The sequence below is a fragment of the Neisseria brasiliensis genome, assembly GCF_009671065.1.
Classification (GTDB): Bacteria; Pseudomonadota; Gammaproteobacteria; order Burkholderiales; family Neisseriaceae; genus Neisseria; species Neisseria brasiliensis.
In genome coordinates this window covers 1753093-1767218 of the sequence record NZ_CP046027.1, presented here as the reverse complement: position 1 = coordinate 1767218, position 14126 = coordinate 1753093, and the positions used below count along the sequence as shown (strand labels likewise).

At 49.6% G+C, this 14126-nt stretch carries 14 protein-coding genes; 9 read left to right on the top strand and 5 right to left on the bottom strand.

The genetic code is table 11. The features are described 5' to 3' along the window. Positions 1–129: 129 nt before the first annotated feature. Complete coding sequence (locus tag GJV52_RS08850) at positions 130–696, bottom strand: tetratricopeptide repeat protein (protein WP_100562887.1); 567 nt, start codon at positions 694–696, stop codon at positions 130–132. A 222-nt stretch (positions 697–918) separates the two neighbouring features. On the opposite strand from GJV52_RS08850, the gene hisC reads away from it, so the two are divergent. The 3 genes from hisC (at position 919) to serB (ending at position 3910) form a co-directional block, all read left to right on the top strand. Continuing rightward, positions 919–1995: a histidinol-phosphate transaminase gene (hisC, locus tag GJV52_RS08845; protein WP_100562889.1), complete on the top strand. Its 1077-nt coding sequence runs from the start codon at positions 919–921 to the stop codon at positions 1993–1995. Positions 1996–2012: 17 nt separating this feature from the next. Beyond that, on the top strand, positions 2013–2960 hold the full coding sequence (gene hisB / locus GJV52_RS08840) for an imidazoleglycerol-phosphate dehydratase HisB (RefSeq protein ID WP_095502461.1): 948 nt from the start codon (positions 2013–2015) through the stop codon (positions 2958–2960). A gap of 113 nt (positions 2961–3073) precedes the next feature. Next, the gene (serB, locus tag GJV52_RS08835; protein ID WP_100562892.1) at positions 3074–3910 is read left to right on the top strand and encodes a phosphoserine phosphatase SerB; all 837 of its coding nucleotides are present in this window, start codon (positions 3074–3076) and stop codon (positions 3908–3910) included. Positions 3911–3975: 65 nt separating this feature from the next. Here the strand turns inward: serB and lptG are convergent, their stop codons facing one another. Further along, entirely contained in the window at positions 3976–5046 is a 1071-nt protein-coding gene (gene lptG / locus GJV52_RS08830; protein ID WP_095502463.1) for an LPS export ABC transporter permease LptG, read from the bottom strand. Beyond that, positions 5043–6158, bottom strand: a complete 1116-nt coding sequence (lptF, locus tag GJV52_RS08825) for an LPS export ABC transporter permease LptF (protein WP_095502464.1) — start codon at positions 6156–6158, stop codon at positions 5043–5045. Before lptF ends, lptG begins: the two co-directional genes overlap by 4 nt. 222 nt (positions 6159–6380) lie before the next feature. On the opposite strand from lptF, the gene GJV52_RS08815 reads away from it, so the two are divergent. The 6 genes from GJV52_RS08815 to GJV52_RS08790 all read left to right on the top strand — a co-directional run bounded on the left by GJV52_RS08815 (position 6381) and on the right by GJV52_RS08790 (position 11428). Continuing rightward, a complete protein-coding gene (locus tag GJV52_RS08815) occupies positions 6381–7790 on the top strand; it encodes a leucyl aminopeptidase (RefSeq protein ID WP_095502465.1) in 1410 nt (469 codons plus the stop codon). Between the two features lie 91 nt (positions 7791–7881). Further along, positions 7882–8322, top strand: coding sequence for a DNA polymerase III subunit chi (locus GJV52_RS08810; protein ID WP_100562944.1), 441 nt, complete (start codon positions 7882–7884; stop codon positions 8320–8322). Positions 8323–8461: 139 nt separating this feature from the next. Next, entirely contained in the window at positions 8462–9274 is an 813-nt protein-coding gene (locus GJV52_RS08805) for an FKBP-type peptidyl-prolyl cis-trans isomerase (protein WP_100562894.1), read from the top strand. A gap of 61 nt (positions 9275–9335) precedes the next feature. After that, entirely contained in the window at positions 9336–9962 is a 627-nt protein-coding gene (locus GJV52_RS08800; RefSeq protein ID WP_100562945.1) for a LysE/ArgO family amino acid transporter, read from the top strand. A gap of 150 nt (positions 9963–10112) precedes the next feature. Continuing rightward, entirely contained in the window at positions 10113–10739 is a 627-nt protein-coding gene (purN, locus tag GJV52_RS08795) for a phosphoribosylglycinamide formyltransferase (RefSeq protein ID WP_100562896.1), read from the top strand. A gap of 14 nt (positions 10740–10753) precedes the next feature. Further along, the gene (locus GJV52_RS08790; protein WP_100562898.1) at positions 10754–11428 is read left to right on the top strand and encodes a DUF3108 domain-containing protein; all 675 of its coding nucleotides are present in this window, start codon (positions 10754–10756) and stop codon (positions 11426–11428) included. A gap of 159 nt (positions 11429–11587) precedes the next feature. Here GJV52_RS08790 and pgi read toward each other — a convergent pair whose 3' ends face one another. Next, positions 11588–13231, bottom strand: coding sequence for a glucose-6-phosphate isomerase (gene pgi / locus GJV52_RS08785; RefSeq protein ID WP_100562900.1), 1644 nt, complete (start codon positions 13229–13231; stop codon positions 11588–11590). A gap of 6 nt (positions 13232–13237) precedes the next feature. Beyond that, the gene (locus GJV52_RS08780; protein WP_095502470.1) at positions 13238–14086 is read right to left on the bottom strand and encodes an SIS domain-containing protein; all 849 of its coding nucleotides are present in this window, start codon (positions 14084–14086) and stop codon (positions 13238–13240) included. Positions 14087–14126: the final 40 nt, after the last annotated feature.

Genomic DNA, 14126 nt, shown 5'->3' with positions numbered 1-14126 from the left:
ATTTGAAACAACTATAAAAGGCCGTCTGAATATTAATATTCAGACGGCCTTTTATTAACAATGATATATTTTACACCTATGAAAACTTGATGTGTTTTTCATCATATTTTCATACGCATTCATCTATCATTACAGTTTTACATCTAAGCGTTTCAATGCGACGCGTGATTCTTTATCGCCGACTGCGGCAGATTTTTGATACCATTCAATTGCTTCATGCAAATCTTCGCTTTCCGACATACGGCCTAAAGCAGTCATAGCAGGGGCAGAATAAGCGTCACCTTGGCGGGCAGAAAGCTCATACCATTTCAAGGCTTGCTCGCGGTTTTGGGCGACACCAATGCCTTGTTCATAACAATAACCCAACCAGAATTGGCCGGTCACATCGCCCCATTGCGCGGCTTTGCTGAATTCGGCTACTGCACGACGGGCATTTTTTTCCACGCCGTAACCGTTTAAATACATCATGCCAATGTAACGTGGTGCACTCATATGACCCGCTGCCGATGCTTGGGTGAAATATGTCATGGCTTCGGCGTAGCGGTGTTGCTCATAAGCTTGTATGCCTTTTTCCACTAGATTATTGGTTTGTTGGCGTGTTTGGCTTTCGGTAATGTTTTTAGGCTGTGTGTTTTGGTTGGGTGCATGGCAGGCACTGAGGGCCATTGCCGTCATCAACAACGGTATCCATTTCATTGTGTCCCCCTTCATTCAGAATCCGTTTAAGCTATTTATTGAACATTATAGGCCGTCTGAAAAAATATTGTCGCTAAAATAGCTGTTTTTATGCGCTTTTTTATGTTACATTACAATTCTTTGCGCGTATCGGCGCATTAATAACACTCGGTGTTGTATTCGCATTATCAATAAAATTTTGCGAAATCTAATGTTCTCATCTCCCTATATATAGGAATCACCATGCCTGCGCTTGATTTTATTCGCGACGACATTAAAGCCATGACAGCTTATCACGTTGCCGATTTACCGAAAGATTTTATCAAATTAGATGCGATGGAAAGCCCGTATCACCCGTTTGCCGGTTCGCCTGAGCTGTTAAACGAATGGACGGCGCTACTGGCTCAAGCCGATGTGCATCTCTACCCCAACCCTGCTGCCAGCGGCCTGCAAGAAGCTTTGCGCGAAGCTTTTGATATCCCTGAAGCAGCATCTGTGGCTTTGGGCAATGGCTCCGACGAATTGATTCAGTTCATCAGCCTGCTGTTGGCCAAACCGGGCGCAACCATGCTGGCGGTAGAACCGAGCTTTGTGATGTATAAACAAAACGCGGCTTTATTTGGCATGAACTATGTCGGTGTGCCATTAAATGACGATTTCACGCTTGATTTACCGGCCGTTTTAGCTGCCATTGACACACACAATCCCGCGCTAACCTTTATCGCCTACCCCAACAATCCGACCGGTGTGCGTTTTAAACGTGAAGAAGTTGAAGCCGTGATTCGTGCAGCAAAAGGCATTGTGGTAGTGGACGAAGCTTATGGTGCGTTTAGCGACGACAGTTTCCTACCGCAAGCCGGCAGCGTGGATAATTTGGTGGTGATGCGCACCGTCAGCAAAATCGGTTTTGCCGGTATCCGTATCGGCTATGCGGCCGGCAGCGCAAACATCATGAATGAATTGGCTAAAGTCTTGCCACCCTACAATATGAACCAATTAAGCTTGGCCACGGCAAAATTTGCCATGCAACACTTTGAAATCATTCATGACAATGTGCTAAAATTAAAAACCGAGCGCGAACGCATGTTTGCCGAATTATCCGCGATAGGCCGTCTGAAAGCCTTTCCGAGCAAAGCCAATTTCATTACCGTCCGCGTGCCTGATGCGGTCGAATTATTTGAAACCTTAAAGCAGAACAACATTCTGATTAAAAAACTGCATGGCAACCATCCGCTTTTGGATCAATGCGTCCGCGTGACCATCGGTTCGCCCGAGCAAAATGATGCCGTCTTAAATATTATCCGCAAGCTTTACGCTTAAACACGAGACTTGTCACCATGAATAAAACCAAACGCCATTTAGACAATCTATATTTACTGATTGAAGAAGCTGGCTCTCTCACCAAGCTGGCGCGCCAATGCGGTTATGAAAATGCCGCCTCTTTGTCCCAACTCAAACGCCGCTTGGAAGAACAAGTCGACGACGAAAAAGCCCGCGGTATCCGTCCAAGCTTGGCGCAGAAATTAGAACAAGGCATGAGCAAGCGCAAAGGCTGGCTTGACCGCGACCACAGCAAAGACCAAGAAAAAGCCGCAGCGCAAGAGCAGGAACAAGCGGCAGAAGCTGCTAACTTAACTCTCATTCAAGGTGGTATGCCGTCTGAAAACGATGTTGCACCCATCGCCACCGAAGGCCGCTATGTCAGCGTGACGCGCAACACGAGCGAAACCCAAATTACCGTACAGCTCAATCTGGATGGCAGCGGTATCGGCCGTTTCGACACCGGCGTGCCGTTTCTCGACCACATGCTCGACCAAATTGCCCGCCACGGTTTGATTGACTTGGATATTGTGTGCAAAGGCGATTTACACATCGACGACCACCACACCGTTGAAGACATCGGCATCACCGTAGGCCAAGCCTTAAAACAAGCCTTGGGCAACAAAATGGGTATTCGGCGCTACGGCCATGCCTACGTTCCTTTAGACGAAGCCTTAAGCCGCGTGGTGCTCGACCTCTCCGGCCGCCCGGGCTTGGAATACAACATCGAATTCACCCGCGCCATGATTGGCCGTTTTGACGTCGATTTGTTCAGCGAATTTTTTCACGGCTTGGTAAACCACAGCATGATGACACTGCACATCGACAACCTGCGCGGTAAAAACGCCCACCACCAAGCCGAAACCGTGTTCAAAGCCTTCGGTCGCGCCCTGCGCATGGCAGTGGAATACGATGAGCGTATGAGCGGCAAAATGCCTTCGACCAAAGGCACTTTGACTGCTTAATTTAGCTATTCAAATCCAAGCTGTACATATTGGCCGTCTGAAACAGATTGTTTCAGACGGCCTTTTCTTTCTTTGCTATAATCGCGATTTCCCAACCCAATCATTTCTCCATCATGTCAAACGTTCTTGTGCTGCAACACTCCGATCTTTCACGCTGCGATTTAAGCGCATTGCAAAACCTTAATCTCGCTGCACCACAACACATGCCACACAGCTTGCGTTTTACTGTAGCCGAAGATTTTACCCTGCCTGCTGCCGCGAAATCCGAGCTTGACCGCCAAGAAATCGATGCCGCAGTCTTGCCCGATATGGCATTTAACGATTTGGGACTGATTGTCAGCGATATGGATTCCACGCTGATTACCATCGAATGCATTGATGAAATCGCCGCCGGTGCCGGCTTGAAAGCACAAGTAGCCGAAATTACCGAGCGAGCAATGCGTGGCGAACTGGATTTCGAGCAATCTTTACGCAGCCGCGTGGCTCTACTCAAAGGTTTGGACGAACAATTTTTACACGATGTGTATGAAAACGTATTGCAACTGTCGCCCGGTGCGGAATATTTATTGGCAGAATGCAAAAAACACGATGTGAAATTCCTGCTGGTTTCCGGCGGCTTCACCTTCTTCACTGAACGCCTGCAACAACGATTCGGCTTTGAATACCAGTTTGCCAATGTTTTGGAAATCATCGATGGCAAACTCACCGGCCAAGTCTTGGGCGATGTGGTGGACGCGCAAAGAAAACAAAATTTGTTAAAAGAATACCGCGATAAACTCGGCTTAACCGCTGCACAAACTTTAGCCATGGGCGACGGTGCCAACGACATTCCTATGCTGGAAGCCGCCGGTATCGGCGTAGCGTATCGCGCCAAGCCCAAAGCACAAGCCCATGCCGATGCCTGCATTAATTTTGGCGGATTAGAGCGCATACGCGACTGGCTCCGCTAATCAACTTGACCAATTTAAAAGGCCGTCTGAAACATTAAGTTTCAGACGGCCTTTTGCTTGAATGTTTAACGTTTTTCCTGTTTGCGAATCAGGTAAACCGCCCAAACAGCAAAGATAATGGTTGGCAGTGCACCGGCCAAAAACGGCGGCACACCATAAAGCTGGCTGGTAAAGCCAAACAAGCGGCCGGCGAAGTGGAAGGCTAAGCCTAAGCAAATACCGCCGAACAGTTTCAAACCCATGTTGCCGTGGCGCGTGGTTTGCGGGGTAAAGGCATAGGCCACCAAAGCCATCACTAAGGCGGCGATCGGATACATCACTTTCCGCCACCAAGCAATCGAATAGCTCTGCGTTTGCTGATGATTGTCTTTCAAATGCGCGATGTAGGTGGTGAGCTCGGACACCGACATTTGATCGGGATCGACCAACAGCACATCCAGCAATTTGCTATTAAGCGCGGTTTCCCAGCGTTGCTCGGCTGCGGTTTTGATTTCAATTCGGTCATCGTGAATCACGCTGTGGCGCACATTTTTCAACTGCCAGCTGCCATCGGCATTCAACACCGCCGATTCGGCTTCGCCTGCTTGCGCCAATTCGTATTGCTCGTTGTGCTGCCACACTTTAACACCCAGCAGGGTTTTATCCGGCAACATTTCGCGCACGTTGATGATGTTGTTTTTCTCTTTCAGCCATAAACCAGTATCGCCTGCAGTAAGCTTGCCGTTGATGGCGGTGATTTTCAGGTTTTCGGCGCGTTGGCTGAGTTTTGGTGCGACCCATTCGCCCAAGGCCACAGTAGCCAAGGCAAAAATCAAACCGAATTGCGCCAAAATAATCAACAGCTTTTTGGTGCTCAAGCCACTGGCTTTCATCACCGTCAATTCACTTCCCGCTGCCAATTGGCTCAAGGAAATCAAGCCGCCGATTAATACTGCCAACGGCATCAGTTCATACGCGCGCGCCGGCATCTGCATCAGCACATATTGCGCCATTGTTGCGCCGTCGTAGCCGCCTTTGCCAAGGTTGCCGACTTCGTCAATCACTTCAAAAAAGCTGTACAAAGCCAAAAACGCCAACAAAGCATACAAAGCCATCACGGCCATTTGGCGGATAATATAACGTGAAATCAGATTCATTTTCCGCCTTTCAAACTCAAGCTTTTCGCCACGGCTTGCCAAAACGGTTGCGCCGGCATATTGCGCACACGCAGCAACACCACGGCAATGGCAAACATCAACACGTGCATCGGAATCAGGCCGATGAAGAAATGGATTTTGCCGTCTTCCACCGCGTTGCGCAAAAAGGTCAGGCCGTTTTGATAAATCAGAAATAAACCGATGGCAATCAATATATTATAAGTATGACCGGTGCGCGGATTGAAATACGACAGCGGAACTGCCAGCATGGTCAGCAACAACACGCTAATCGGCAAAGACACGCGCCACATGAGTTCGGCTTGGTGCTGCGGATTGTTGCTACCGATCAATTGCGTGGTCGGAATGGTGCGGCGATGGGAAACCGGATCAACGATTTTCGGCGTAGTGCTGATAATCAGGCTCAGCTTTTCAAACGACACCTGATTGTAATCGGCCTGCCCCGGTGTGCCGCTGTAGCGGTAGCCGTTGCGTAATTCTAATGTGCGTTTATTATCGGTCAGCGCAAAATTGCCTTCTTTGGCAAACACGATGTTGTCGTTACCTTTGTCGTCTTGTTCGCGCAAAAACAGGTTTTTCATCACACCTGAATCGGTGTCGAAGGTTTCCACGAAATAAACGCGGTTGTTTCGCTTGCCTAAAGCGTTGAACTCACCCGCTTCGACTAAAGAAAGCTCTTGTTTCTGCTTCAAAATTTCGGCGTATTCGCGGCTGCGTAATTCTGCCCACGGCATCACCCAAAGCTGCATCACGGCAATCAACACGGCAAACGGCACGGCAAACTGCATCACCGGTTTAATCCATTGTTTCAAGGCCAAGCCGCTGGAGAGCCACACCGACATTTCACTGTCGCGCCAATAGCGGGTCAACACCGTCAAGGTACTGATAAACGCCGTCAACACCAGCAGCAGCGGCGTCATGCCGATGACCCAGAAGCCAACTAAGGCCAACACGGCATCGATCGCGACCCGTCCGTCGGCAGCGCGCCCGAGCAGGTTAATCGCCTGCGTCGACACCAATACCGCCAGCAGCACCACAAAAATGCCGACCGCGGTAAAGGACAATTCTTTAATAAAATTTCTTTGATAAATCATATGATTGCTATTTCAAGCTGGGCGGCACAAAGCCGGTTGGCAGGTTCTCGCTGTCTTTTTTGCAGGCCGTCTGAAACGCCATAACACAAACGCGCAGCCTGCCGACATCATGAAATAAGGTTTCAGACGGCCTGATGATGGAGTACAATCATTTCATCTTTTTCACACGGCAACAGGCCGTCTGAAACATCCGAACACCCACATTCAATCAGGAGAATAAACGTGGAATTTAGCACAAAAGCCGAAAAATTGCAGCCGAATCAGGCAGGCGCAGCGTTATTTGTTTGTACGGAAGAAGCCCAGCTCAACAACGACACCGCCCTTGCCCTGTTCCGCTCGCTGGAAGAAGGCCAATCTTTTGCCGAAACCAAAATCCCTGCTACTAACGGTTTGCAAGCCATCGCCGTAGTGTATCTGAAAGACTTAGAACGCGCCACGTTCGACAAAGCCGCTGCCGAAGCCGCCCAATGGGCGCAGAAGCAAGAGAAAGTCAGCGTTGATATTATGCCGTTTTGCGAAATCAACGCCCCGCGCGTGGCCGAAGCCTTTGCCGTAGCATTTGGCAACGCCGCCTACCGTTTCGACCGCTACAAAAAAGAAGCCAAACCGGCCAAGCTCACCCACACGACTTTCCACACCGAGCATGCTGAAAAAGTTAACCAAGCCGTAAAAGTAGCCGATGCACAAGTGTTCGGCCAAAGCCTGTGCCGCGATTTGGGCAATGCCGCGCCAAACGAATGCACGCCGGAATTTTTAGCCGCCACCGCCAAATCTGAAGCAGAGCGATTGGGGGCACAGGCGAAAATCATCGAAAAAGACTATATCAAAGCCAATATGGGTTCGTTTTGGGCGGTAGCAAAAGGCAGCGTGCAAGACCCTTATTTGGTCGAACTCTCTTACTTTGGCGCGGCAGACAAAGAAGCCGCACCCATCGTGTTGGTCGGCAAAGGCATCACCTTCGACACAGGCGGTATCTCGCTGAAACCGGGCTTGAACATGGATGAAATGAAATTCGACATGTGCGGCGCGGCCACCGTCATCGGCACCTTCTGCGCGGCCGTGAAACTTCAATTGCCGATTAACCTGATTGCGATTGTACCGACTTGCGAAAACATGCCATCGGGCATGGCCACCAAACCGGGCGACATCGTTACCAGCATGAAAGGCTTGAGCATCGAAGTGCTGAATACCGATGCCGAAGGCCGTCTGATTTTGTGCGACGCGCTCACCTACGCCGAACAGTTCAAGCCGAAAGCCGTCATCGACGTGGCAACCCTCACCGGCGCCTGCATCATCGCCTTAGGTCACGATGTCAGCGGCGTGATGGGCAACAATCAAGAATTAGTCGACAGCCTGCTGGCTTCGTCTAAAGAAGTCAACGACAAAGCATGGCAACTGCCGCTGTTTGACACCTACAAAGAACAGCTCAAATCCAACTTTGCCGACCTGCCGAACATCGGTACACCGGGCGCCGGCACCATTACCGCCGCCACTTTCCTGTCGCATTTCACCGAAGATTACCCATGGGCGCATCTCGACATCGCGGGCACGGCATGGAAATCCGGCAGCGAAAAAGGCGCCACCGGCCGCCCTGTTCCTTTGCTGTTGAATTACTTGCGTAATGTGAAATAAACTACATTCATCAATCAGGCCGTCTGAAAAGCATATTTTCAGACGGCCTTTTGTTATAATTCAACACGATTCAATCTTGCCCGATATTGCCATGCCCAAAGCCACTTTTTACACCCATGTCGCCCAACCTGCCGTTTTCGCCTGCCGTTTGGCTGCCCGCGCAATTCGTGATGGCGGCCGCGTATTGGTTTGGTCGGATTCGGCCGACGCGATTGCCCGTCTCGACCGCGATTTATGGCAGCAGGATGCGGAAAGTTTTATCCCGCACGAAATTTGGCAACCCCATGAAACGATGCCGTCTGAAACACCGGTTTTACTGGCTACCGGCCATACCTTACCCACGCTTCCTGCCGACATTACCGTTTTAAACCTATCGCCTGATTTTTGGACAGACGCGCTACAACCGCCCGAGCGTGTACTGGAAATTGTCGGCAACAGTTTGGAAGATTTGGCCGAAGCACGCGAACGCTTCCGTGCTTACCGTCAAAGCGGTTTCGACATTGAGCATCACAAAATGGAAGGCAAGGCATAAGTGTTCAGACGGCATAGGCCGTCTGAAATCCATCCATCATCTTTACAAATCCAACGATAATTTTTCAGACGGCCTGATTCATTTTCAGGCATTCTGGGCTATAATCACGTTTTCCTTTTTCATTCAAAGAAACAGCATTATGAACAAAACTTTCAAATTCAGCGCGCTGGCTCTGGCCGCCGCCTTGTCATTGGTTGCTTGTGAGAAAAAAGATGCGGGCGCAGCCCCTGCAGCAGCTTCTGCTGCTTCCGGTGCAGCAAACAGCGTGGATGCCATCGGCACACCGGCGCAACAAGCCAGCTACGCAATGGGTGTGGACATCGGCCGTTCTTTGAAACAAATGAAAGACCAAGGCACCGACATCGACCTGAAAGTATTCAACGAAGCTCTGCAAACCGTGTATGACGGTAAAGAGCCGAAAATGAATGAAATGCAGGCGCAAGAGGTGATGATGAAATTCCTGACCGAACAGCAGGAAAAAGCGCAAGCCAAACGCACTGAAGATGCCAAAGCCAATCTGGAAAAAGGCGAAGCCTTCCTGAAAGAAAATGCGGCTAAAGAAGGCGTGAAAACCACTGCTTCAGGCTTGCAATATGTGATGAAAAACGAAGGCACAGGCAAGAAACCGACCAAAGACGATGTGGTAACTGTAGAATACGAAGGCCGCTTGATTGACGGCACAGTATTCGACAGCAGCAAACAAAACGGCGGCCAACCGGTAAGCTTCCCGGTTAATCAAGTGATTCCGGGCTGGCAAGAAGCCGTTCAATTGTTGAAAGAAGGCGGCGAAGCAACCTTCTTTATCCCAGCCAAACTGGCTTACGGCGAACAAGGCGCGGGCGATAAAATCGGCCCGAACTCAACCTTGATTTTCGATGTGAAGCTGGTGAAAGTCGGCGGCGTGGAAGACATGCCAGCCCAACCTGACGTACAAATCGAAAAAATCCAATAATCCTTTATCATGCCAAACAGGCCGTCTGAACATGTTCAGACGGCCTGTTTATATCAAAATCATGTCCCATTTTATTAACGGTTTTCTCATTTCTGCCGGCTTGATTATGGCCATCGGCGCACAAAATGCATTGGTGCTGAAACAAGGCTTGTTGCGCCAGCATGTTTGGCTGGTGGTGCTGTTGTGTTGGTTGTGTGACGTGGTGCTGATGACTTTAGGCGTGTTTGGCTTAAGCGCCTTACTCTCCGGCAGCCCGAAACTATCCGGTGCGCTGGCTTTGGCCGGCGGCTTATTTTTATTGGCCTACGGCGTCATGAGTGCCAAACGCGCATGGCAAGGCGGCAATTATCTCACGGTAGATACGGAAAACCACATTCCCCCTTCTGCCTTGAAAATCGCCGCAACCACACTGGCGCTGACTTTGCTCAATCCGCATGTGTACATCGATACCGTGGTATTGATTGGCGGCAGCGCAGCCAACTTGGATCAAACTGCCAAACAATTCTTTTTAGTCGGCGCCATCAGCGCCTCAGGTTTATGGTTCAGCGGACTGGGCTTCGGCTCGCGGCTGTTGTTGCCGCTGTTTAGACGCGAACAAGTATGGCAACTGCTCGACGGTGTGATTGCTTTGGTGATGTTTTATTTGGCGTTCGGGCTATTGAAGCAGGCTTTTAATGTCTTTATTTAAGCTTCAACGCCGTCTGAAAAAAGTTTCAGACGGCCTTTCCCATATCATTTACAATATCAACCTTAAACTTAACGCCAGTTAAATCAGGCTAAAATGCTTGTTCTCATCTCTCATTGGCTTTAATTTAACCCCATACAGAAAGTCTATGTCATGAAAAACGTTGTTATTTTGATTTCAGGTCGCGGCAGTAATATGCAGGCCATCGTCAACGCCCAAATCCCCAATGCCCGCATCGCTGCAGTATTAAGCAACAGCGAAAGCGCAGCCGGCTTGGCTTGGGCAGCAGAACGCGGCATTGCTACCGACAGCCTCAACCACAAATCATTTGAATCACGTTTGGCTTTCGACCAAGCTATGATGGCAAAAATTGATGCTTATCAGCCCGATTTAGTGGTGTTGGCCGGCTTTATGCGCATTCTCACCCCTGAATTTTGTGCCCATTACGAAGGCCGTTTGATGAACATTCATCCGTCGATTCTGCCCTCGTTTACCGGTTTGCACACTCATGAACGCGCCTTGGGAGCTGGTTGCCGCGTGGCCGGTTGTACCATTCATTTTGTGACTGCCGAATTAGACTGTGGCCCGATTATCGCCCAAGGCGTGGTGCCGATTTTGGATAACGACACTGCCGATGATGTGGCCGCACGCGTGTTAAGCGTCGAGCATCAATTGTTTCCAAAAGCCGTGGCCGATTTTATTGCAGGCCGTCTGAACATCCAAGGCAACCGCGTTTTAAACACCGACACACAGCCGCAATCACCTGCATTGCTGGCTTAATATCAGGAGAGAGAATGAAAAAAATCACTACCCTTACCGCTTTATTGGCCACCGCTTTGGCCGCGCCTACACTTATGGCGGCCGAGTTGCCGAAATCGGCGACCTTGCAATACTCAGGCAATCTGAATATTCCGGCCACCATGAATTTCACCCGAACCGGCAACAGCTACAAAATCGTGTCAACGATTAAAGTGCCACTGTATCAAATCCGTTTTGAATCGGCCGGTACCATTTCAGGCAATACTCTGAAGCCGACTTACTACAAAGAAACGCGCAATGGTAAAGTGTATGCCGATGCCAAATTCAACGGCAACCGCGTGACCTACGGCAAAGCCGACAGCAAACAAACTAAAACCGTTTCCGGCACTACCATGGATTTGTTTACTTTGGCATGGCAATTGGCCGCGAGCGACGCCAAGCTGCCAAGCGGTTTAAATGTCACCAACGGCAAAAAAATCTACCCGATCAGCAATATGCGCAAATCGGGTGACGCAAGTTACAAATTCAGCGGCGGCTCGACCCCTGTCAGCAATTATGTGGTGCATCGCGGCGATGATACGATTAACTATTCTTTTGCCACGAATTTAAACAATATTCCGGCGCAAATCGTTTATAAAGAAGATGACGGTAAATCGTATAATCTGCGTCTGACTAGTTTAAAAATTAACGGTAAAACCGTTAAGCCTTAATCAACATTACTTTATGTAGAAACATGCCGTCTGAAAGTTTCAGACGGCATGTTTTTTTGGAAGATTGATTAAACATCATTTAAGTTTACTCACTTAAATCTATAAAATAAAGGCCGTCTGAAAAAATATTTTTCAGACGGCCTTTTCTAGGTTAATCCATTATTTATTGGTATTCAAATACAGATTAATCAAACGCTCGGTAGAGCTGTCATGTTTTTGCGGTTCACTCTCGCCGGTCAGTTCCGCCAAAATGGTTTTGGCCAATTGTTTGCCCAATTCCACGCCCCATTGGTCGAAGCTGTTGATGCCCCAAATGGTGCCTTGTACGAAGGTTTTGTGTTCATACAAAGCAATCAGGCTGCCCATGTTGCGCGGGTTAACTTTGTCCATCAGGATTAAGTTAGTCGGGCGGTTACCGGAGAAGGTTTTATGCGGCACCAATTCTTCAACGCGCGCTTCATCCAAACCTTGCGCCTGCAACTCGGCACGCGCTTCTTCAGGTGTTTTACCGCGCATGAAGGCTTCGGCTTGGGCAAAGACGTTGGCCAACAAAATTTCGTGGTGGCCGCGCAGATTGCTGCGTTTTTCCAAAGAGGCAATCAAGTCAATCGGGGTGATGTGGGTGCCTTGGTGCAGCAATTGGAAGAAGGCGTGTTGGCCGTTGATACCGGTTTCACCCCAAATAATCGGCGAAGTCTCATGCTGCACAGCTTGGCCGTCGAGTGTGACTTGTTTGCCGTTGCTTTCCATATCGAGCTGTTGGATAAACTTCGGCAGACGGTGCAGGTGTTGGTCGTAAGGGGCGATAACATGGCTGCCGCCGCCGTAATAGTTGATGTACCAAATGCCGATTAAGGCCAAAATCACCGGCATGTTGCGTTCCAGCGGCGTATTGTAGAAATGCTGATCCATCAAGTGCGCGCCGTTGAGCATTTCGATGAAGTTTTCTTCGCCCAAAAACAGCATAATCGGCAGACCAATCGCCGACCACAAGCTGTAACGGCCGCCAACCCAATCCCAAAACTCAAACATATTGGCGGTATCGATACCGAATTCGGCCACGGCTTTTTTGTTGGTCGATACGGCGACAAAGTGCTTCGCCACCACGCTTTCATCACCGGCATGCGCCAAGAACCATTCACGTGCGGTCAAGGCGTTGGTTAAGGTTTCTTGAGTAGTAAAGGTTTTAGAGGCAATGATAAACAGCGTGGTTTCAGGGTGCACTTTTTCCAATACATCACGCAATTGCGAACCATCCACGTTAGATACAAAATGCATGCGCATGCGTGGATGGCCGTATTGTTTCAACGCGGTACACATCATCAACGGGCCTAAATCCGAGCCGCCGATACCGATATTCACCACATCGGTAATCACTTGATTGGTGTAGCCCAACCAATTGCCGCTGCGCACTTCATGTGCAAATTCGCCCATGCGGTGCAACACATGATTCACTTTCGGCATCACGTCTTCGCCATCCACCACAATCGGTGAATTAGTGCGGTTACGCAAGGCAACATGCAACACGGCGCGATCTTCAGTTGAGTTGATTTTCTCGCCATGGAACATCTGCTTGATACGCTCAGGCACACCGGCTTCGCGAGCCAAATCCAGCAATAAAGACAAGGTTTCGTCGTTGATGCGGTTTTTGGAATAATCCAGCGTCAAACCACCCACTTGCGACCAGTAACGTTCGGCACGTTGTGGGTCTTGCTCGAACATGGCACGCATGTGGTCGGTTTTGGTTTGGTCGAAATGCTTCCACAATTTCGACCAGCTTGGTAAGTCGTGAAGGTGTTTCATGATTTTTTAGTCTTTATCATATTCAACATGTTTATTGTGAATACTTCTTTTACTTTTTTGCAGTTGCAGACTGGCTTGGTCGCCCAAGCGTAAGGCCAAGCCGATGGCCAAAATGTCGATCACCGCCAATTGCAGCAGGCGCGACACCATCGGCGTGTAAAGCTCGGCATTTTCCTGCGTGGCCACGCTTAATACGCAATCAGCCAATTGCGCCAACGGTGATTCCGCACGCGTCACCGCAATCACGGCCGCACCATTTTGCTTGGCAATGCTGACCGCATCCAGCAATTCAATTGACGAACCGGTGTTCGAAATCGCCACCAGCACATCTTTATCGGTCAACACCGATGCCGCCATCAGTTGGGTGTGGGTGTCCACATAGGCGACGGTTGAAATGCCGAAACGGAAAAATTTATGCTGCGCATCTTGCGCCACAATACCGGAGTTACCCACGCCGTAAAATTCAACGCGACGGGCGTGCATTAAGGTTGCGATGGCGTTTTCTAATTCCGCCTCTTTCAGGTAACGGCGCTCGCCCAATAAAGACGCAGCAGCGTTGCCCAATACCTTTTCCACCACATTATTCATGTCGTCATCGGCATTCAATTCTTCATGCACATAAGGCATGCCCTCGTGGCCGATACTGGCCGACAAAGCCAATTTGAATTCCGGCAAACCTTTATAGCCCAAGCTGCGGCAGAAACGGATTACCGTCGGCTGACTAACCGAAGCGCGCTCGGCGATTTCCGCCACCGCCGCATGCACAAACCATTTTGGTTCAGCTAAGGCAGATTCGGCGACTTTACGTTCCGCGCCGGACAAGTTCGGCAATGACTCACTGATTTTACTTAACATGATGGTAAATCCCTCTCCATTATCGCAATGTGACAGACTG